Below are 19383 nucleotides of genomic sequence, written 5' to 3'. Positions count from 1 at the left end.
CCACCACTTCTGCACCGGCTGAGGCGAGCGAGAGCTGCTTGCGGGGCTTATTTGCATAACCGACGATTTGTGCACCGGCTGCACGGGCCGCAACGACGTCGGTGATCCGAACGTCGGACAGACACGGGCCCCACCCAACCCGCCGGAGGAGCAATGCCCGCCCAGAGCGACCCCCGCGCCCTCCTGCGCGCCGGCCTCCCCGACCGATACCTGAATCCCGACGACGTCGCCGAACTCTTCGACGTTCCCGTGGAGACCGACTACCAGTGGCGCAAGAAGCGCACCGGTCTGCCTGGATTCCGCGTCGGCAAACACCTCCGCTACGACCCCGCTGACGTCTACGCCTGGGTCGCCGAGCACAAGCGCGCGGACCTCAGCCAAGCCGCCTAACCCACCACCCGATCACGAGGGCGGGCCCAACAGGGCCCGCCCTCAGCGCTTCCCCAGAAAGGCGCTCACGTGGCAGGCCACGTCCAAGACCGCTGGTACAAGACCGAGACCGGGCCTGACGGCAAGGGCCGGCGAGTCAAGACCGACCGATACGCCAGCGGCGCGCGCTACCGCGCCCGGTACGTCGGGCCCGACGGCACCGAGAAGAGCAAGTCGTTCCCGGACAAGCAGAAGCGACTTGCCGAGCCGAGGCTGAACGAGACCGCGGCCGACATGTCCCGAGGGCAGTACGTGGACCCGCGCGCCAACCGCATCACGTTCCGGCAGTTCGCCGAGAACTGGGTGAAGACCCCCACGACGGAGATCAAGAGCCGCGATCTGCGGAGCGGCGGCTGAGGCTTCACGCCTATCCGTACATCGGCACCCGCCCCATGCCTTCGTTCCAGCCGTTGACGGGCTGTTCGAGGCCTCTCCGGACCGTGATCACGATCCCGAGACGGGCCAATAGGGCTGCGGCGGCCCTGGTTAGCGGGAAGCCACTAGGGAGCGTATTGAGTCGTGATCAGTGGGTGGTCCGGGTGAGGTCTTTGACCCAGATCATCGAGGCGCACAGGTGGAGGCCGACGAGGTAGCTGTCGGGGGTCTTGTCGTATCGGGCGGCTACGCCTCGCCAGGCCTTGCGCTTGTTGATCAGGCGCTCGACGGTGTTCCTCTCCTTGTAGAGGTCGGCATCGTGAGTGACGGGCCGCCCGCCTCTGGAGTCCCTATTCTTCCGGTTTGCGGCCTGGTCCCCCTTCTCCGGGATCACCGCCTTGATGCCGCGTTTGTGCAAGTGGGTCTGGTTGCCGCGGGACGAGTAGGCCTTGTCCCGCGGCGACCGCGTCCGGCCGGGTGCGGGGACGGCCGACGGGCCACGGACCCGGATCTTCGCCAGCACGGGAATGAACTGCGGGCTGTCCGCTGCCTGGCCCGCGGTCAGCACGAACGCCAGCGGGCGGCACTTGCGGTCGGCAGCGAGATAGACCTTGCTGGTCTGCCCGACCCTGGAGCGGCCGAGGAGAGCGGCCTTCGGCCGGAGTTTTCGTCGGCGCCGGATGCGTCGCCACTCCTCCCGCTCGGGATCGGTCTCGGCGTCCTGCCCGTTTCGTTCTTCGAGGCTGCCCCTTTTGACCTGGCCTTCTCCTTGCCGATCTGAGCTCTCGAATCGCAGGTTCCACTCTGAACGCACCCGAGTTGCATGACTGGCATCGCGGAAGAATCATGAAAGTGGGGCTTCATCGCGAGCCTCCTGTCCCCCCGTTGCCGAAGAACACCGGCGCACCCAGAACCCGGCTCACTTGCTGGGGTCTTCGACCTGAAAGCCAGGCTGAGGGGAAGGCTAAAGAATGGCTACGTTTCAACTGCTGGGACTAAAATGCTGGGAAACCACGGACGGATTTGGAGCCGATCAGGTACGGATACTCTTCCTCGACGAATTGATGTTTCATGATAGCGATATGAACGAGGGGGATGAGTGGGAGCTGAATGATTCCATGGAATTTACGGGCTCTGGAAAAGTATGGGTAGAAGAAATCGATTCCCCAAGCGACCATGACCTCATTGATTCCTTCTTCGTCAGCGCCGATAACCCGGGCGAGCAGGTGGTGACGCTGACGGGCGACGACTCCCACTACGACCTCCGCTACAGGATTGACGCCTGACGGCGCCCTCCCGGCGAGGACCGGCCCGGCTCCCTAGTCGGGGCCGCCTGCTTGCCCCATGAACAGTGGAACTCCTGGTTGCATTTACTCGCAACGCCGACTAAGGGACCGGCCGGTCACGCACCCCGGCCAGTACGATTCCGCCCCGCCAAAGGGCGGCCAGGCCCCTGCCGAGCAGGGCACTCCGTACGGCACACCCGCCCAACTGCCCTCACGGTACGGAGCGGTTCCTGGATAAGCCGTACAAGAAACAAGCCGGGCAACTGGAAGGCGTGGGGCTGCCCCGCCCCTCAGGGAGCCTCGGACGCCTACTCTCTTGCGAACCCGGCGGCCATAGACGGCCTTTTTTAAGGCCTCTCCAGACCATGATCACGGCCCCGAGGGCGGCCCGGCGGGGTCACGGCGGTCCCGATGGCGCGGGAAAGCCGCTGTTCCGGGCCTTGCGTGCCTTGATGAGTGGAATTCCAATTACTTCTGGCCGATCTACACGGGCCAGACCTCCCGATGGACTCCTGGCGGGGCCGCATGTGGCTGGACACCTGGGTCTAGCAGCGAAAACGAGGGCCCCGGCACCGGATGGCGCCGGGGCCCTCGTCGTTGTCAGCGGTGGTCGCCGGCAATACGACTAACTCTGCGGGTTTTGCAAGCTCATCGGTAACGGCCCAGTCGTGGGAACCCTATTTTGAGGGCGGCCGGGAGCCGGGGGGATTCGTTGGCCGGTCCAGGCGGAAGAGGGTCAGGTGTCGGGGCTGTGGAGGATCGGCCCCGTGGAGGGGTGCGGAGTTCCCCTACAAGCCTGCGGCCACCGACACCTTTCGTGGGCTGAGAAACGGTCATGTACCCGGCGTGCCACTGGTTTCGGCGTACCCAGAGGAGATCAATCCGGAAGGCTGAATTCCAGACAGAGCGTGGCGCGCGACCGGCTGCCGCCCCTTCCCGGATAGTGGCTCGCGAGTCAGGCCAGACGACGGTGAGGGAGCAGATCGTGGCGACGTCAGATTCTGAAGTGGATGTCCTGATCGTAGGCGGCGGTTTCGCAGGCGTGACGGCCGCGCGTGAATTGTCGGCGCGCGGTCGCCGGGCGGTCCTGGTCGAGGCGCGTGACCGCCTGGGCGGCCGCACCTGGACGAAGGACCACGACGGGCATCCGATGGAGTTCGGCGGCACCTGGGTCCACCCTCTGCAGCCGCACGTGTGGTCCGAGGTCGACCGGTACGCGGTCGAGACCGAGACGTTCCCGGTGCTGGAGGGACTGCGGCAGGCCGTCTTCTCCGAGGGCCGCGTCGTGGACCTGTCCGACGACGATCTCGAACGGGCCCTGGAAGCGTTCGACGAGTTCTGCGCCCCGGGCATGAGCCTGTTCCCGGAGCCGTTCCTGGAGACGGTGAGTTCGGACCCGGATGGCCTGGGCGGGCGGTCTCTGCGTGACCTGCTCGACTCCTTCAAGGCCGAGCCGGCGATGCGCGACTGGGTGGAGGGGATGTGCTGCCTGGTCGCGTTCGGTCCCCTCGATCAGTCCGGCGCCTCCGAGATCTACCGGTGCCACGCTCTGGCCGGCTACAGCGCGGCGCAGGCCATGGCCTCCCTGTCGCAGACGAAGCTGGTCAAGGGGACACGCGAGCTGATCAACTCCATTGCCGGGCAGGCCACCCTGGCCGACATCCGTCTCAACTCGCCCGTGCGGCGTGTCATCCAGGCCGACGGTGGAGTGCGGGTCGAGCTGGAGAACGGCGAAGATGTCAGCGCCCCGACCGCTCTGATCGCGCTGCCGATGAACGTCCTGAACAGTGTGAAGTTCGAACCTGAGCTGTCCGAGATCAAGAGGACCGCATCGGCCGACCGTCACGCGGGTGCCGGCAGGAAGTGCTTCGTCCGCGTCAAGGGCGACATCGGCAACGTGAGCATCGTGGCCCCCGAGGCCCAGGCGGTGAACTTCGTGGTCACCTACACCCACGGCCCGGAAGGCTCGTGGCTGATCGTGTTCTCCGCCAACCCGGACAAGCTGCAGATGCCCCAGTTCGACGACACCCAGGGCATGCAGACTGCGCTGCAACCGCTCCTGCCGGGCGTCGAGGTGGAGAGCATCGTCGGCTGGGACTGGTCCAATGACCCGCTGGCGCTGGGCACGTGGTGCATCTACCGGCCGGGGCAGTTGGCGAAGGTGCTGCCGGACCTGCGCACCACCGAAGGACGGCTGTTCTTCGCGGGCGCCGACTCGGCGACCGTGTGGCGTGGTTTCATCGACGGGGCGATCGAGAGCGGCTACCGCTCCGCCCGCGACATCGACGACTACCTGGCCTGAGGCGGGACCGCGGCCCAGAGCTGAGACAGCGGTCCACCCACTGCGCCGAGCGCCGTGCGGGGCCCGCGTTACGGGCTCTGAGCAGCGCGGACCACGGGCCGGTACCTCTTGGTGCCGGGCCCGAACGCCGGAACGAGGGCCCCGGTGCCGAACGGCGTCGGGGCCCTCGCGGTGCTACTGGGGGGCCACCCGGCAGGCGTTGGCCGCGTCCTCCTTGGAGATGCCCGCCTCGTCGAGGCTGGCGGTGCAGCTGGTCTGGTTGCCGATCTCGCCCTCGTAGCAGGCCTGCCGGACATCGTCCGTGACCTGCACCTTCTTCGCCGCCAGGGACTGCTCGCAGGCCTTGCTGTCCGCGTGGGCGGCTGGGACGGTGAAGACGGCTCCGCCGACGGCGAGGGCCAGGCCGGCGAGGATGCTGGGGATACGGGCCGACGGACGCATGCGCATGCACCTGCTCTCTCGGTCGGTCACGCGATCGGCGGGTGCGCCGGACCACGGGCGGGGGCGGCGGCGCAGAGCGGGCACTCGGAGGGGCGACCGGCTCGATGCAGCGGTCACCCTCGCCCTTTCGACGCTAGAGCACGGCCCCGGCGCACGCATTTCAGGCCGGGCGGGTCACGGGCAGGTCAGGAAGAAGCTCAGGGGGAGGTCAGGGGGAGGTCAGGAGGGCCGCGATCCGGTCCGCGTTCCAGTGGCCGGCCGCGCCGGGGCACCGGGCGAGGTAGTCGGCGACGGACCGTGCGTCCCAGGCCCCGGACTCCAGCAGCCCTGCCGCGAGGTGCGTCACGTAGGCGGCGGCCGGTCTGACCCACTCCACCTCGTGCATGCCCCAGGGCGCGGTGAAGGTCAGCACGGGGATGCCGTCCAGGGCGCCGGAGCAGACCAGCGTCTCGTACCGGCCGGGTCCCAGCTCGTCGCGTCCCGTGCGCAGGACCCGGGTGAGGTCGATGTCGGCCCCGGGCTCCCGGTACATCTCCTGGGCGGCGATGTCGGAGAACTGCTGGACGGTCACCAGGTGGGCCCGCGCGCGCAGGCGGCCCGGCGCCGCCGGGTCGTAGAAGGCGCGGCCGCCCGTCCACACGACGGACTCCGTGGCGAAATACAGGCGGCCGGGCAGTTCGACGGGGACCGAGCGGGCCGGCGCGCGGGGGTCGCGGCATCCGGGATAGCCGCGTGCGGCGCCCGCCGGGGTGCCTCCCGCCAGGTACGCCGGGGTGCCCCCGCCGAGGTAGCAGGCCAGCCTGCCCCGGTGCATGTTCGAGCCGTAGGAGGTGTACCAGATCCGCTCGGGCAGCGGGCCGCCGCTGCCGAGCGCTTCCACTGCCGGGAGTCTCGTCGTGGTCATCGCTTCGTTCAACGACCTTCGCAGTCGCGATGTTCCGGTCCGGTAACAACGGCCGGAACGAATCGCTCCGCCGCGTAAGGTCCACACCAAGGTTCTTTGAACGCGTTCAGGGAACTATGGGCTCCTGGGGAGGGGACGCAGTGAACGGGGCAGCGAAGGGTGCCATCGTCGGCGGGGTGTTTCTCGCGATGCTCGGCGGCGCCGGGTACGGGGTGTACGCCCTGGTCGGGGACAGCGGCGAGGGGAACGACGGCGACACCTCCGTCCAGGCGGAGAAGGGCAGCGGCCCGGTCGGTGCGAAGGAGACCGCCGCGACCGCAAAGGCCTTCCTGGCCGCGTGGGCCGCCGGGGACGAGCGGGTGGCCGCCGACCTGACGAACAACGCCGCGGCCGCACAGGCCGCCGTCGGCGACTTCAGGACCAAGGCGTACGTGTCCAAGGCCGTGATCACCCCCGGCCCGCCGAACGGCACCACCGTCCCCTTCAAGGTCGAGGCCGAAATCACGTACGAGGGCACCACCAAGCCGCTGGCCTACGATTCCCAGCTGACCGTCGTGCGCGGGGTGACCAGCGGGAAGCCGCTGGTCGACTGGCAGCCCTCGGTGATCCACCCGCAGCTCCAGAAGGACGAGAAGCTGCGCGCGGGCGCCGCGCCGAGCCCGCCGGTCAAGGCGGTCGACCGCAACGGCGAGGAGCTGACCCCGGAGAAGTACCCCTCGCTGCGGCCGATCCTCGACGAGCTGCGCCAGAACTACGGCAGCAAGTCGGGCGGCAGGCCCGGAGCCGAAGTATGGATCGAGCCCGCCCTCAAGGAAGCCCCCAAGCGGACCCTGCTGACCCTGGTCGAGGGCGAGCCGAGCACCCTCAAGACCTACCTGGACGCCACGGTGCAGGCGGCGGCCGAACAGGCCGTCGCCAGGTACCCCGAGGCCTCGGTGGTCGCCGTCCAGCCGAGCAACGGACACATCCTGGCCGTCGCCAACCATCGCACCGACGGCTTCAACGCGGCCATGAGGGGTGCCAGGGCCCCCGGATCCACGATGAAGATCGCGACGGCGGCCATGCTGATCGACCGGGGCCTGGTCGCGGCCGACAAGCCGGCGCAGTGCACGAAGGAGGTGATGTGGGGCGGACGCACCTTCCACAACCTGGGCAACTTCGAGCTGCCGGGCGCGAACTTCGCGATGAGCTTCGCCAAGTCCTGCAACACCGCCTTCATCAAGCCGGTCGGCGTGATCCACGACGACGCCGCGCTCTCGAAGGAGGCCAAGGAGGTCTTCGGCATCGACCTGGACTGGAAGACGGGCATCAAGTCCGTCGACGGCACGGTCCCGACGGCGACGGGCGCGGAGGAGGCCGCCGGGTACATCGGGCAGGGCAAGATCACCATGAACCCGCTGAACATCGCGTCCATCACCGCGACCGCGCGCACCGGCACGTTCCGCCAGCCGCTCCTGGTCTCGCCGGAGCTCGACGGCCGGGAGATCGCGACGGCGCAGCGGAAGATGAAGCCCTCGGTGCAGCAGCAGCTGGTCTCGATGATGCGGCTGACGGCGACCTCCGGCACCGCCGAGAAGGTGATGCGGTCGGTGGGCGGCGACAAGGGCGCGAAGACGGGCTCGGCGGAGGTCGACGGCGCCGGCAGCCCGGACAGCTGGTTCACGGGCTACAGCGGCGACGTGGCCGCGGCCGCGATGGTCGAGGCCGGCGGCCGCGGCGGCGACTCGGCGGGCCCAATAGTCGCCGAGGTCCTCAAGGCCGGCTGACCGGCGTCACCCCGCCCACGTGCTGAAAGCCGGATGACGCCTCCTCGTGGAAGGCGTTAGCGTCCGGGCATGACGACCACAGCGCACCCCCGTTTCGCCGAGGCACTGACCGCCCTCGGCATCGACGCCGAGGTACGGGCCTTCCCGGAGGCCACCCGGACCGCCGCCGAGGCCGCGGCCGCGATCGGCTGCGAGCTCGGCCAGATCGTCAAGTCGCTGATCTTCGCGGCGGACGGCGTTCCCGTCCTGGTCCTGATGGACGGGGCCTCCCGCGTGGACGTCGCGGCGGTCGGCCGCGAGCTGGGCGCGGCCCGGGTGACCCGGGCGGACGCGACCGTGGTCCGGGAGACCACCGGCTACGCCATCGGCGGGGTTCCGCCCTTCGGGCACCGTACGCGCACCCGGGTGCTGGCCGACCGGTCGCTGCTGGTCCACGACACGGTCTGGGCGGCGGCCGGGACCCCGCACACGGTGTTCCCGATGGCTCCCGGCGAGCTCGTCAGGTACGCCGGGGCCACCGTGGCCGACGTGCGCGAGCAGCCGTCGGAGCCGTCAGAGGGCTGACCGCAGGGCGCGGACCAGGGCCTGGGCGCGCGGGTCGGCGGTGACCGACTTGGCCAGGGCGTTGGTGACGTAACCGAAGCCGATGCCCGCCTCCGGGTCCGCGAAGGCCAGGGATCCGCCGCGGCCGGGGTGGCCGAAGGAGGCCGGGGAGAGCAGCGGCGAGGCCGGGCCGTGCAGCATGTAGCCGGGGCCGAAGCGGGTGTTCACGACGAGCACCCGGTCCGGGCCCGAGGAGAGCTCGCGGCCGGCGAGGGCGGTGGTGGCCGGGGTGAAGATCCGCGCGCCGTCCTCGACCACCCCGATCGTGGCCCCGTAGAAGCGGGCCAGCGCGCGGGCCGTGCCGATGCCGTTCGAGGCGGGGAGCTCGGCGGCCCGGTAGGCGGGGTCGTTCTCGTCGGGCAGCGGGTCGATGGCGGTGAAGGCGCGGCGGGTGAGGGAGTCCGGGTCGGCGTAGGCCTCGGAAACGTTTCTGCGCGGCCTGGTCCTGAGCATGCCGGCGCTCTCCGGCGGGTCGACCGGGGCCACGCGGCCCACCCGGTGCGTCTCGGCCTCCGGCAGCCCTACCCAGAAGTCGACGCCCAGCGGCTCGGCCATCTCCTCCGCCAGTACGGTACCCAGCGTGCGCCCGGTCACCCGCAGCACCAGCTCGGACAGCAGCCAGCTGTAGGTCTGCGCGTGATAGCCGTGCTCGCTGCCCGGCTCCCAGAAGGGCTGCTGCGCGGCGACGGCGTGCGCTCCGGAGACCCCGTCCGCGGCCTCGGCGGCGGTCAGCCCCCGGTCCAGCACCGGGACGCCGGCCCGGTGCGCGAGCAGGTCGCGGACGAGGATCCGCTCCTTGCCGCCCGTCTTGAACTCCGGCCAGTACGAGCCCACCGGCGCGTCCAGGTCGAGCAGCCCGCGCTGGTGCAGCAGCAGGGGGACGGCGGCGGCCACGCCCTTGGTCGCGGAGCGGACGATCTGCGCGGTGTCCCCGGTCCAGGGGTCCGTGCCGTCGGCGTCCTTGGTGCCGCCCCACAGGTCGACGACCTTGCGGCCGTCGCGGTAGACGGCCACGGCCGCCCCGCGGTCCCCGAGCACCTCGAAATTGCGCACGAACGCGTCCCGGACGGGCTCGAAGCCCTCCGCCACCGTCCCGTGGACATCCACGTCTACTCCCAGCACCTGCCGCGACGCCCGACGGCGCCTACGCCTACGCCTACGCCTACGCCTACGCCTACGTCTACGTCTACGTCTACGTCTACGTCACAATGCAACGCCCGCCGGACGACCTTGCTTCCCGGGTCCCCGAAGCGGCCCATCGGCCCGGCCCCCGACCGGCGGACGGAGTCCGACTCAGCGGCCCGGAGCCGGGAGGCGCCCCGGCGCCGATCAGTGCGAGGGGCGCGTCAGAAGGGGCGTGCGGGGGTCGAAGCCGAACGGGAGCTCCAGCCGGTGGGCGCGCATCAGCTTCTCGTCGCACAGCAGGTCCTGCGTGCGGCCGTCCGCCGCGATGACCCCCTCGCTGAGGATCACCGCGCGCGGGCACAGCTCCAGGGCGTACGGCAGGTCGTGCGTCACCATCAGCACGGTCACGTCGAGCGAGCGCAGGATGTCCGCGAGCTCGCGGCGCGAGGCCGGGTCCAGATTGGACGAGGGCTCGTCCAGGACCAGGATCTCGGGCCGCATGGCCAGGACGGTCGCCACCGCGACCCGGCGGCGCTGCCCGAAGGACAGGTGGTGCGGCGGCCGGTCGGCGAAGTCCGCCATGCCGACCTGGTCCAGGGCGGCCCGGACCCGCTCCTCCAGTTCCGCGCCCCGCATTCCGGCCGCGGCCGGCCCGAAGGCCACGTCCTCCCGCACGGTCGGCATGAACAGCTGGTCGTCGGGGTCCTGGAAGACGATCCCGACCCGGCGCCGGATCTCGGCGAGGTTCCGCTTCTCCACGGGCAGCCCGGCCACGGTCACCGCGCCGACCCCACCGGCCAGGATGCCGTTGAGGTGCAGCACCAGGGTGGTCTTGCCGGCGCCGTTGGGACCGAGCAGGGCGACCCGCTCGCCGCGCCCGACGGTCAGGTCCACGCCGAAGAGGGCCTGGTGTCCGTCGGGGTAGGCATAGGCGAGGCCGGAGACTTCCAGCGAAGGGGTGAGGTTCACAGCGTCCATCCCATCAGACAGACGGCGAGGGCCGTCACCGGGAGTACGGCCGCGTACGCCCACTGGGTGCGCGTGGCCACGACCTCGTCGATCACCGGCATCGAGCCGGCGTAGCCGCGGCTGACCATCGCGAGGTAGACGCGCTCGCCGCGCTCGTAGGAACGGATGAACAGCGCGCCCGCGGTCTTGGCGAGCACCCCCCAGTGCCGGATCCCGCGGGCTTCGAACCCGCGCGAGCGGCGGGCGATGGACATCCGGCGCAGCTCGTCGCTGATCACGTCGCCGTAGCGGATCATGAAGGAGGCGATCTGGACGAGCAGCGGCGGCAGCTTCAGCCGCTGCAGGCCCAGCAGCAGGGCCCGCAGTTCGGTCGTGGAGGCCAGCAGGACGGAGGCGGCCACGCCGAGCGTGCCCTTGGCGAGGACGTTCCAGGCGCCCCACAGGCCGGAGACGCTGAGGGACATGCCGAGCACCTCCACCCGCTCTCCCTCGGCGACGAAGGGCATGAGCACGGCGAAGGCGACGAACGGGACCTCGATCAGCAGCCTCCGCAGCAGGAAGCCGGCCGGGATCCGGGCCACGGCCGCGGCCGCCGCGATGAGGACGGCGTACAGGCCGAAGGCCCACACCGCCTCGCGCGGCGTGGACACGACGACCACGACGAAGCCGAAGGTCGCGGCGAGCTTGCAGTGCGGGGGCAGGTCGTGCACCGGCGTGTGCCCGTGCCGGTAGAGCTTGTGGGCATGGCCGGCGCCCATGTCAGCCCGCCGAGACGGAGGTGGCGGTCAGCTCCTCCGTACGGCGCCGGCGCACGGCCCAGAAGATCCCGGTGCCGGCGGCGACGGTCACGCCCACGCCGATGACCCCGGCGAGGCCGCCGGACAGCCGGGCGTCGTCGACGTTCTTGACGCCGTAGTCGGCGAGCGGGGAGTCGGCGGCCGCGTGTTCCTCGACCTTCTCGTCGATGCCCTTGTCGGCGGCGACCTTCTCCAGGCCGTCGGGGCTGGCGGACGCGTAGGAGGAGACGAACCCGGCGAGGACGAACGCGGTGACCAGGCCGGTCGCCCACACCTTCTTGGTGGAGCGGGCGGCCACCGGGGTGGCGGGGGCGGCCGCGGGGGCATCGACGAGCTCGCCGCCGACGCGCAGCTTGAGCGGCGCGGTCAGCCCGCGGGCGCCGTGCACCAGGTCGGGCCGTACGGCGATCACGGCGCCCACGGTCGCGGCCGTGATGGCGGCCTCGCCGATGCCGATGAGCACGTGCACGCCGACCATGGCGGTGAACACCTTGCCGATGGCCACGTCGGTGGTGCCGCCGATCGCGTAGATGGCGGTGAAGGCCGCGGCCGCGGCGGGCACCGAGAGCAGGGCGCCCGCGAAGGCGGCCACGGTCACGGAGCGGCGGGTGGGCGGCAGGATCCCGAGCAGCCCGCGGAAGATCGCGTAGGCGACGACGACGGTGACGACGCCCATGACGGAGACGTTCACGCCGAGGGCGGTCAGCCCGCCGTCGGCGAAGAGGATGCCCTGCATGAGCAGGACGACTGACACGCACAGCACACCGGTGCAGGGGCCGACGAGTATCGCGGCGAGGGCCCCGCCCAGCAGGTGGCCGCTGGTGCCGGCGGCGACCGGGAAGTTCAGCATCTGGACGGCGAAGATGAAGGCGGCGACGAGGCCGGCGAGCGGCGCGGTGCGCTCGTCGAGCTCGCGGCGGGCGCCTCGGAGGCTGACGGCGACCGCGACGCCGGCCGCCACTCCGGCGGCCACCGAGACGGGTGCGTTGATGAAACCGTCGGGCACATGCATGGAGTGGCTCCGCTTCCTTACGCCTTAACGCAGTGTTTAACCGTTCAAGAATAGTGCCCAGTTGCAAACCGTTGGCAAGAGCGAGTCCGTCACAAAAACACCCGTGCGGTTTCGTCGGAATGTGCGAGGCTGGAGGACAAGCGGACGTAAATGTTCCGATTTCGAGGAGCCTGGTCGATGTCAGCCACCGCCGAGAATCCACCAGCCACCGCGACCGCCACCGCGACCGCGACCCTGTCCACGACGACCATCCCGGTCGAGGAGCGGGTCCGCGCCCGGGTGATCACGGACGATCCCCTCTACCGGACCATCCCGGTCGCCCTGCGCTTCGCGCCCGCCGAGCCGCTGGCCGTGCGGATCGTCTTCCCGGCCGATCTGTCACCCGAGGGCACCGACAACGAGTGGGTCTTCCCCCGCGCCCTGCTGGAGGCCGGCCTCCAGGCGCCGACCGGGACCGGGGACGTGCGCATCTGGCCCTGCGGCCGCGTCCAGGCCGTGGTCGAGTTCCACTCCCCCGAGGGCGTCGCCGTGATCCAGTTCGACATCGCCGCGCTGCGCCGCTTCCTGCGCCGCACGTACGCTCCGGCCGCCGCCGCCACCCGTAGGGCGTAGGGCGCGGGTACGAAACGGGCCCGGCCCCGCACCACCTGGTGAGCAGGCGGTGCGGGGCCGGGCCCTCTGCCGGCCGGACGGCGCGGGGTCAGGCGTTGACCAGCTCGCGGTCCTTGTCCGGGCCCTCGGGCGACTGCGCGGACTGAGAGAGGTGCTTGCGCAGGCTCTCGCCCTCCACGTCCACGTTCGGCAGCAGCCGGTCCAGCCACTTCGGCAGCCACCAGGCCTTGTGCCCGAGCAGGGCGAGCACCGCCGGGACGATGGCCATGCGGACCACGAAGGCGTCGAAGAAGACGGCGACGGCCAGACCGAAGCCGATCATCTTGACCATCTGCTCGCTGGCTCCGATGAAGCCCGCGAACACCGCGATCATGATGACGGCGGCGGCCACGACGACCCGCGCGCTGTACTGGAATCCGGTCACCACGGCCTGGCCCGGGCGCTCGCCGTGGACGTACGCCTCACGCATGCGGGTGACGAGGAAGACCTCGTAGTCCATGGCCAGACCGAAGACGACGCCCACCATGAAGATCGGCATCATCGACATGATCGGGCCGGTCTGCTCCACGCCGAAGAGCGAGCCGAGCCAGCCCCACTGGAAGACCGCGACGACCGCGCCGAGGGCGGCGACGACCGAGAGCAGGAAGCCGAGGGCCGCCTTGAGCGGGACCAGGATCGAGCGGAACACCAGCATCAGCAGCAGGAAGGCGAGGCCGACGACGAGCGCCAGGTAGGGCAGCAGCGCGTCGTTCATCTTCTGCGAGAAGTCGATGTTCATCGCGGTGGCGCCGGTGACGAGGACGTCGTCGCCGCTGCCGTCGCGGATCTCGTGGACCAGGTCCTCCGTCTGCGTGGAGGACGGGCGGTCCTTCGGGATGACGGTGATGACCGAGGCGTCGCCGCTCTCGTTGGGGGTCGGCGGCGTGACCGCGACGACGCCCTCCAGGCCCTTGATCCGGTCGACGGTGGAGTCGGCGAGGGCCTTGTCCCCGTCCACGACGACCATCAGCGGGCCGTTGAAGCCCGGGCCGAAGCCCTCGGACAGCAGGTCGTACGCCTGGCGCTGGGTGGTGGAGACCGGCTGGGCGCCGTCGTCCGGCAGACCCATCTCCAGCTTGCTCGCCGGGATGGCGATGACGCCGAGGCCGATCACACCGGCCAGCAGCACCATGACCGGGCGGCGCAGGACGAAGCGGGCCCAGCGGGTCCCGCCGTTGGCCTTCTTCTCGTCGGCCCCGGAGGAGGGACGCGTGCCCTTGCCGAACAGCCTGCTCTTCTCGCCGGCGGGCAGGACCTTCTTGCCCGCGAAGCCGAGGATGGCCGGGACCAGGGTCAGGGCGACCAGGACCGCGATGACCACCGTGCCGGCGGCCGCGACGCCCATCTTGGTCAGCATCGGAATGTTGACGACGGCCAGGCCCACGAGGGCGATGACCACGGTCAGACCGGCGAAGACGACGGCGGAGCCGGCGGTTCCCGCGGCCCGGCCGGCGGCCTCGTCCCGCTCGCGGCCCTCGGCGAGCTCCGCGCGGTAGCGGGAGACGATGAAGAGGGCGTAGTCGATGCCGACCGCGAGGCCGATCATCATCGCGAGGGTGGAGGTGGTGGAGCCGAGGTCCAGCACGTTGGCGAGCGCGGTGATGGAGGAGACGCCGATGCCCACGCCGATCAGGGCGGTCAGCAGCGGCAGCCCGGCGGCGATCAGCGAGCCGAAGGTGATCACGAGGACGATCGCGGCGACCATGATGCCGATGATCTCGCCGGAGCCGGTCTCGGGGGCCGCCATCAGCGCGTCACCGCCGATCTGGACGTTCAGGCCGGTGGCCTTGGCCGCGGTGCCGGAGTCCTTCAGCGCCTCGCGGGTCTCGTCCTTCAGCTCCATGCCGCTGACGTCGTACTTGGCGCTGACGTAGGCGGTGGAGCCGTCCTGGCTCACGGCCTGGGCCTCGTACGGGTCGGCGACCGAGGAGATCTGCTCCGCGCCCGGTCCCGACTTCAGGCCGGCGACGATCTTCTGCACCTCGGCCTTGGGGCCGGGGTCGGTGACCTTGGCGCCCTCGGGAGCCTTGATGACGATGCGGGCGGTGGCGCCGTCGGCGGCCATGCCCGGGAACTTCTCGTCCAGCAGGTCGAAGGCCTTCTGGGCCTCCGTGCCGGGTATCGAGAACGAGCCGGAGGTGGGGGCGCCGGCCGAGGCCGCGCCGAAGCCGGCGGCGAACAGCAGCGCCACCCAGATGAGGGCGACGAGGCCGCGGCGCCGGAAGGCGCCCCTGCCGAGCCGGTAGAGGAAGGTAGCCACGTCGGTGGTTCTCCCGTTCAGGTCGTGGGATGGATCCGGAGGGATCAGGGCGTAGAGAGCCGGCCCGACGACGAGAGCGGCGTGTCAGGAGCAGCGGGGAGCGGTGGAGACGAAGGGGACGGGGTGGATCAGACGCCGAGGGCGGGGAAGACCACGGCATCGATGAACTCACCGAGGAAGGCCCGGTCCACGGGACGGTCCTCGATCAGCGGGAGCGCGATGAACGCCCCGATGAGCATGTGCGGTACGAAATCCAGGGCCGGACAGTCCGGTCGGATCTCGCCCCGGTCCACCGCGCGCTGGAGCATCGCCTGGAGACCGTTGATCTCCGGGTCGACCAGCAGGTCGCGCAGGGCCTTGTGGAGCTCCGGGCTCTCGTGGACGGCATGGGCCAGGCCCCGCATCAGCGCGGTGTCCTTGGCCATCTGCGCGTCGTCGGAGTGCTCCACCATGAGCGCGAAGTCCCCGCGCAGGGTGCCCGTGTCGATCTCCCGCAGCGAAACGGGCTGCGTGCATCGCAGGGCCTTGGCGACCAGCTCCGGCTTGCTCCCCCACTGGCGGTAGAGGGTGGCCTTGCTGGACTTCGTACGGGCGGCGACCGCATCCATGGTCAGCGCCTCGTAGCCGACGTCACGCAGGAGGTCGAGGACCGCCTCGTGCAGTTCGGCCTGCCGTTCGGGGGTGATCCGGCTGCGCCGGGCCGCCATCGCCTCGGTCATCTCCGTGCCTCCGTCCGAACGCGCCTCTTATCGAAACGAACGTGTTCCGTACGCTGAAGACGATACCCCTCACGCAAGCGAAACGAAACCGTTCCGTTTCGCTCGGAGGAGTGGCATGGATCACCTGTACGAGTTGCCAGGGCCTCCCACCGCGGAAAGCATTGGGGGGTGAGTCACGACGTCGCGTACCTCCGGTTCCCGCACCTGCACGACGACCTCCTGTGCTTCGCCACCGAGGACGACCTCTGGGTCGCCCCGCTGGTCCCCGACGGGCAGACGCCCGGCCGGGCCTGGCGGATCACCGTCGACCGGACGCGGGTCAACCACCCGCGGTTCTCCCCCGACGGCAAGCACATCGCCTTCGCCACCTGGCGCACCCTCGATCCCGAGATCCACCTCGCCCCCGTCGACGGCGGCCCGGCCCGCCAGCTGAGCCACTGGGGCGCCATCGACACCCGGGTCTGCGGCTGGGACCCCGAGGGCAACATCCTGGCGGTCTCCTCACGGGGACAGCCGTTCTCCTACTACTCCTGGGCCTACAAACTGCCCACCGACGGCAGCCCCGGCGGACGCCTCCCCTGGGGGCCCGTGTCCGACATCCAGGTCGCCGACATCGACGGCGAGCACCGCACCCTGCTGCTCACCGGCAAACCCCCGCACGAGCCCGCCGCCTGGAAGCGCTACCGCGGCGGTGCCACCGGACGGCTGTGGCTGCACGGCCGGCAGCTGCTGGAGGACGTCGAGGGACACCTCGACGCGCCGATGTTCGTGGGCGGCCGGATCGCCTTCCTCTCCGACCACGAGGGCATCGGCAACCTGTACTCCGTCCGGCCCGACGGCACCGACCTGCGCCGCCACACCGATCACGAGGAGTTCTACGCCCGGCACGCCTCCAGCGACGGCTCCCGGATCGTCTACCAGTGCGCCGGGGAACTCTGGCTCGTCGAGTCCCTGGCCCCCGACGCCGTGCCGCGCAGGCTCCAGGTCCGCCTCGGCGGGCCGCGCGCGGGCCGGCGCACGTACCAGGCGTCGGCCGCCAGCAACGTCGACTCGCTCTCCGTGGACACCACCGGCCGGGCCAGCGCGGTCGTGGTACGCGGCAGCCTGTACTGGCTGACCCACCGCGACGGGCCCGCCCGGACCATCGCCGACACCCCGGGCGTACGCGTGCGGCTGCCGGAGATGCTCGGCAGCGGCGGGCAGGTCGCCTACGTCACCGACGCCGAGGGCGAGGACGCGATCGAGATCGCCTACCTGCCCCGGGCCTCCGGGGAACGCGAGCCGCGCCGGCTGGCCTCGGGCGAGCTGGGGCGCGTCACCGAGCTGCTCTCGGACCCGGACGGGGAGCGGCTCGCCATCGCCTCCAACGACGGACGGCTGCTGCTCGTCAACGCGACGGAGGAGTCCAACGGGGAGGTCACCGAGCTGATCCGGTCCATCAACGGACCCGTCACCGACCTGGCCTTCTCCCCCGACGGGGCCTGGCTGACCTGGTCGCATCCGGGCATCGGCCGTTCACTGCGGCAGATCAAGATGGCCCGCATCTCCGGACCGGGCGCGCGAACCATCGTCGACGTCACCAACGGCCGCTTCGAGGACGAGAATCCGGTCTTCACCCGGGACGGGCGCTACCTGGCCTTCCTGTCGTGGCGCGGTTTCGACCCCGTCTACGACGTGCACACCGGCGACCTGTCGTTCCCGCTGGGCTGCCGCCCCTACCTGGTGCCGCTGTCCTCCGCGACCCCTTCCCCCTTCGCGCTCTCCGCCGAGGGCCGGCCCGCGGCGGGGGGACTGGACCCCGTCGAAGGGGACTCGGCCGACGGCGACGGCTCCGTGACCGTGGAGGTGGAGGGGCTGGAGAGCCGGGTCACTCCCTTCCCCGTCTCCGCGTCCAAGTACTCGGCCCTGTACCCGGTGCACGGCGGCGGGCTGGTGTGGCTGCGCTGGCCGATCTCGGGCGCGCTCGGCGAGACCTTCGCCAACCCGAACGACATCAGCGGCAAGCCCACGCTGGAGCACTTCGACCTCACCAAGGCCCGCAAGACCGAACTGGCCTCGGGGCTGGACTGGTTCGCGGTCAGCGGCGACGGCACCCGGCTGGTGATCAACGACGACGGGGACCTGCGCGCGGTCCCGGCGACCGAGTCGGGCGACAGCGACTCGACGGTCTACCTGGACCTGCGGCGCATCCTGCACGAGGTGGACCCGGCGGCCGAGTGGCGCCAGGCCTTCGAGGAGGCCGGGCGGATCATCCGCTCCTACTTCTGGGAGCCGAAGATGTGCGGCATCGACTGGGACGGGGTGCTGCGCCAGTACCGCCCCCTGGTCGAACGGGTCGCCTCCCCCGACGAGTTCGCCGACCTGCTGCGCGAGGTCCTCGGCGAGCTCGGCACCTCGCACGCCTACGTCTCCCCCGCGCGCCGCAACGAAGGTCCCCCGCACTACCAGCGGGCGATCGGCCTGCTCGGCGCCAACCTCTACCCCCGGGACGGGAGCTGGGTGATCGCCCGGATCCTGCCCGGCGAGTCCTCGGACTCCAAGGCCCGCTCCCCGCTGGCCGGCACCGGCATCCGGGAGGGCGCCGTGCTCACCCATGTGGACGGACGGCCCGTGGACCCGGTGGCCGGCCCCTATCCGCTGCTGTCGGCGGCGGGCGGGACCACGGTCGAGCTGACCTTCCAGCCCGCGGAGGGCGAGGGCCGCGCCCGGCGGGTCGCCATCGTGCCGCTGATCGACGAACGGCCGCTGCGCTACCAGGACTGGGTGTCCAAGCGGCGCGAGGTGGTCCGGGAGATCAGCGGCGGCCGGTGCGGCTACCTCCACATCCCCGACATGGGCGGCTCGGGCTGGGCGCAGTTCAACCGCGACCTGCGGATGGAGATGTCCCGCCCCGCGCTGATCGTGGACGTGCGCGGCAACGCGGGCGGCCACATCAGCGAGCTGGTGGTGGAGAAGCTGACCCGCTCCATCCTCGGCTGGGACCTGACGCGTGACGCCCAGCCGGTCTCGTACGCCTCCAACGCGCCCCGCGGTCCGATCGTGGCGCTGGCCGACGAGGCGACCTCCTCCGACGGGGACATGATCACCGCGGCCTTCAAACTGCTGGGGCTGGGCCCGGTGGTGGGCCAGCGCACCTGGGGCGGGGTGGTCGGCATGACCGGCCGGCACACCCTCGGCGACGGCACGGTGATCACGGTGCCGATGAATGCCGCCTGGTTCCCGGAGTACGGGTGGTCGGTGGAGAACCACGGCGTGGAGCCGGACTTCGCGATCCTGCGCACCCCGCTCGACTGGGCGGAGGGGCGGCACGCCCAGCTGGACGACGCCGTGCACCTGGCGCTGGAGCTGCTGGAGCAGGACCCGGCCGCGGTGCCGCCCGGCTACACGGACGTACCGGACCGGCGCCGTCCGAAGCTGCCGCCCCGGGAGTAGTGGGCCGCCGGGGCCGCCGGGAAAGGAGCATGCGGAAGGGGCGCGATCCACACCATCGGGGATCGCGCCCCTTCGCAGGTTCTACGAGCAGTCCGGTCAGGCGTCGAACTCGTCGCGCACCCGGTCCGCTTGCTCCTGCTGCGGCCTGCGCTTCGACTTCTCCTGGAGCTTGGCGGTGCGCTCGGTCGCCTCGTCCTTCGCGCCCTTGGCGCCGTTCTGCGCCCTGTCCTTGAGCTCTTCGGCCTTGTCCTGGAACTGGTCCTTGATACCCATGCTGTTCACTCCATGAGGGGTGTTGGTGGTGGGGCCTCG

At 70.9% G+C, this 19383-nt stretch carries 17 protein-coding genes and 1 pseudogene; 8 read left to right on the top strand and 10 right to left on the bottom strand.

Translation table 11 applies throughout. The features are described 5' to 3' along the window. The first annotated feature begins 153 nt into the window (after positions 1-153). Both RIU97_RS24395 and RIU97_RS24390 read left to right on the top strand, forming a co-directional pair. Positions 154-390, top strand: a complete 237-nt coding sequence (locus RIU97_RS24395; protein ID WP_404959712.1) for a helix-turn-helix domain-containing protein — start codon at positions 154-156, stop codon at positions 388-390. A gap of 69 nt (positions 391-459) precedes the next feature. Continuing rightward, a pseudogene (locus RIU97_RS24390) lies at positions 460-839 on the top strand (site-specific integrase); the annotation flags it as partial. Between the two features lie 113 nt (positions 840-952). On the opposite strand, the gene RIU97_RS24385 reads toward RIU97_RS24390, so the two are convergent. Then, positions 953-1618 carry an IS5 family transposase gene (locus tag RIU97_RS24385; protein ID WP_404959711.1) on the bottom strand — a complete coding sequence of 222 codons (666 nt, stop codon included), beginning with the start codon at positions 1616-1618 and terminating at the stop codon, positions 953-955. A 157-nt stretch (positions 1619-1775) separates the two neighbouring features. Here RIU97_RS24385 and RIU97_RS24380 point away from each other — a divergent pair, with 157 nt between their 5' ends. Together RIU97_RS24380 and RIU97_RS24375 are read left to right on the top strand one after the other, a co-directional pair. Next, positions 1776-2090: a hypothetical protein gene (locus tag RIU97_RS24380; RefSeq protein WP_404959710.1), complete on the top strand. Its 315-nt coding sequence runs from the start codon at positions 1776-1778 to the stop codon at positions 2088-2090. A 1006-nt stretch (positions 2091-3096) separates the two neighbouring features. Further along, positions 3097-4392 carry a flavin monoamine oxidase family protein gene (locus RIU97_RS24375; RefSeq protein WP_404959709.1) on the top strand — a complete coding sequence of 432 codons (1296 nt, stop codon included), beginning with the start codon at positions 3097-3099 and terminating at the stop codon, positions 4390-4392. A gap of 174 nt (positions 4393-4566) precedes the next feature. On the opposite strand, the gene RIU97_RS24370 is transcribed toward RIU97_RS24375, so the two are convergent. Then, entirely contained in the window at positions 4567-4839 is a 273-nt protein-coding gene (locus RIU97_RS24370; protein WP_404959708.1) for a hypothetical protein, read from the bottom strand. 202 nt (positions 4840-5041) lie between these two features. Continuing rightward, positions 5042-5737, bottom strand: coding sequence for a histone deacetylase (locus tag RIU97_RS24365; RefSeq protein ID WP_404959707.1), 696 nt, complete (start codon positions 5735-5737; stop codon positions 5042-5044). Positions 5738-5877: 140 nt separating this feature from the next. Here RIU97_RS24365 and RIU97_RS24360 point away from each other — a divergent pair, with 140 nt between their 5' ends. Further along, the gene (locus RIU97_RS24360) at positions 5878-7503 is read left to right on the top strand and encodes a penicillin-binding transpeptidase domain-containing protein (protein ID WP_404959706.1); all 1626 of its coding nucleotides are present in this window, start codon (positions 5878-5880) and stop codon (positions 7501-7503) included. Positions 7504-7572: 69 nt separating this feature from the next. Further along, positions 7573-8067 (top strand): YbaK/EbsC family protein, encoded by a 495-nt coding sequence (locus RIU97_RS24355; RefSeq protein WP_404959705.1) that lies wholly within the window; start codon positions 7573-7575, stop codon positions 8065-8067. On the opposite strand, the gene RIU97_RS24350 is transcribed toward RIU97_RS24355, so the two are convergent. The 4 genes from RIU97_RS24350 to RIU97_RS24335 all read right to left on the bottom strand — a co-directional run bounded on the left by RIU97_RS24350 (position 8056) and on the right by RIU97_RS24335 (position 12009). Beyond that, positions 8056-9213: a serine hydrolase domain-containing protein gene (locus RIU97_RS24350; protein ID WP_404959704.1), complete on the bottom strand. Its 1158-nt coding sequence runs from the start codon at positions 9211-9213 to the stop codon at positions 8056-8058. The two genes, RIU97_RS24355 and RIU97_RS24350, sit on opposite strands and share 12 nt — an antisense overlap. Before the next feature lie 222 nt (positions 9214-9435). Continuing rightward, entirely contained in the window at positions 9436-10209 is a 774-nt protein-coding gene (locus tag RIU97_RS24345; RefSeq protein ID WP_404959703.1) for an energy-coupling factor ABC transporter ATP-binding protein, read from the bottom strand. After that, positions 10197-10958 (bottom strand): cobalt ECF transporter T component CbiQ, encoded by a 762-nt coding sequence (gene cbiQ / locus RIU97_RS24340; RefSeq protein WP_404959702.1) that lies wholly within the window; start codon positions 10956-10958, stop codon positions 10197-10199. The genes RIU97_RS24345 and cbiQ overlap by 13 nt, the downstream gene beginning before the upstream one ends. A gap of 1 nt (position 10959) precedes the next feature. Then, positions 10960-12009, bottom strand: coding sequence for an energy-coupling factor ABC transporter permease (locus RIU97_RS24335; protein WP_404959701.1), 1050 nt, complete (start codon positions 12007-12009; stop codon positions 10960-10962). Positions 12010-12186: 177 nt separating this feature from the next. On the opposite strand from RIU97_RS24335, the gene RIU97_RS24330 reads away from it, so the two are divergent. Continuing rightward, the gene (locus RIU97_RS24330; RefSeq protein ID WP_404959700.1) at positions 12187-12621 is read left to right on the top strand and encodes an SsgA family sporulation/cell division regulator; all 435 of its coding nucleotides are present in this window, start codon (positions 12187-12189) and stop codon (positions 12619-12621) included. Positions 12622-12709: 88 nt separating this feature from the next. Here the strand turns inward: RIU97_RS24330 and RIU97_RS24325 are convergent, their stop codons facing one another. After that, positions 12710-14920: an MMPL family transporter gene (locus RIU97_RS24325; protein ID WP_404959699.1), complete on the bottom strand. Its 2211-nt coding sequence runs from the start codon at positions 14918-14920 to the stop codon at positions 12710-12712. A gap of 128 nt (positions 14921-15048) precedes the next feature. Next, positions 15049-15639 (bottom strand): TetR/AcrR family transcriptional regulator, encoded by a 591-nt coding sequence (locus tag RIU97_RS24320; protein ID WP_404959698.1) that lies wholly within the window; start codon positions 15637-15639, stop codon positions 15049-15051. A 168-nt stretch (positions 15640-15807) separates the two neighbouring features. Here RIU97_RS24320 and RIU97_RS24315 point away from each other — a divergent pair, with 168 nt between their 5' ends. Continuing rightward, a complete protein-coding gene (locus RIU97_RS24315; protein ID WP_404959697.1) occupies positions 15808-19071 on the top strand; it encodes a S41 family peptidase in 3264 nt (1087 codons plus the stop codon). A 96-nt stretch (positions 19072-19167) separates the two neighbouring features. Here RIU97_RS24315 and RIU97_RS24310 read toward each other — a convergent pair whose 3' ends face one another. Beyond that, complete coding sequence (locus RIU97_RS24310) at positions 19168-19344, bottom strand: hypothetical protein (RefSeq protein ID WP_404959696.1); 177 nt, start codon at positions 19342-19344, stop codon at positions 19168-19170. Positions 19345-19383: the final 39 nt, after the last annotated feature.

Origin of the sequence: Streptomyces sp. 147326, assembly GCF_045000215.1 — a bacterium.
GTDB lineage: Bacteria > Actinomycetota > Actinomycetes > Streptomycetales > Streptomycetaceae > Streptomyces.
The sequence above is the reverse complement of the archived record's forward strand: the minus strand, read 5'-3'. Positions and strand labels throughout refer to the sequence as shown.

What these genes read in the sequence shown, in the direction of transcription:
- RIU97_RS24395 (WP_404959712.1), top strand. Translation starts at nt 154, where the DNA reads ATGCCCGCCCAGAGCGACCCCCGCGCCCTCCTGCGCGCCGGCCTCCCC.
- RIU97_RS24380 (WP_404959710.1), top strand. Translation starts at nt 1,776, where the DNA reads ATGGCTACGTTTCAACTGCTGGGACTAAAATGCTGGGAAACCACGGAC.
- RIU97_RS24370 (WP_404959708.1), bottom strand. Translation starts at nt 4,839, where the DNA reads ATGCGCATGCGTCCGTCGGCCCGTATCCCCAGCATCCTCGCCGGCCTG.
- RIU97_RS24365 (WP_404959707.1), bottom strand. Translation starts at nt 5,737, where the DNA reads ATGACCACGACGAGACTCCCGGCAGTGGAAGCGCTCGGCAGCGGCGGC.
- RIU97_RS24355 (WP_404959705.1), top strand. Translation starts at nt 7,573, where the DNA reads ATGACGACCACAGCGCACCCCCGTTTCGCCGAGGCACTGACCGCCCTC.
- RIU97_RS24345 (WP_404959703.1), bottom strand. Translation starts at nt 10,209, where the DNA reads ATGGACGCTGTGAACCTCACCCCTTCGCTGGAAGTCTCCGGCCTCGCC.
- cbiQ (WP_404959702.1), bottom strand. Translation starts at nt 10,958, where the DNA reads ATGGGCGCCGGCCATGCCCACAAGCTCTACCGGCACGGGCACACGCCG.
- RIU97_RS24335 (WP_404959701.1), bottom strand. Translation starts at nt 12,009, where the DNA reads ATGCATGTGCCCGACGGTTTCATCAACGCACCCGTCTCGGTGGCCGCC.
- RIU97_RS24330 (WP_404959700.1), top strand. Translation starts at nt 12,187, where the DNA reads ATGTCAGCCACCGCCGAGAATCCACCAGCCACCGCGACCGCCACCGCG.
- RIU97_RS24320 (WP_404959698.1), bottom strand. Translation starts at nt 15,639, where the DNA reads ATGACCGAGGCGATGGCGGCCCGGCGCAGCCGGATCACCCCCGAACGG.
- RIU97_RS24310 (WP_404959696.1), bottom strand. Translation starts at nt 19,344, where the DNA reads ATGGGTATCAAGGACCAGTTCCAGGACAAGGCCGAAGAGCTCAAGGAC.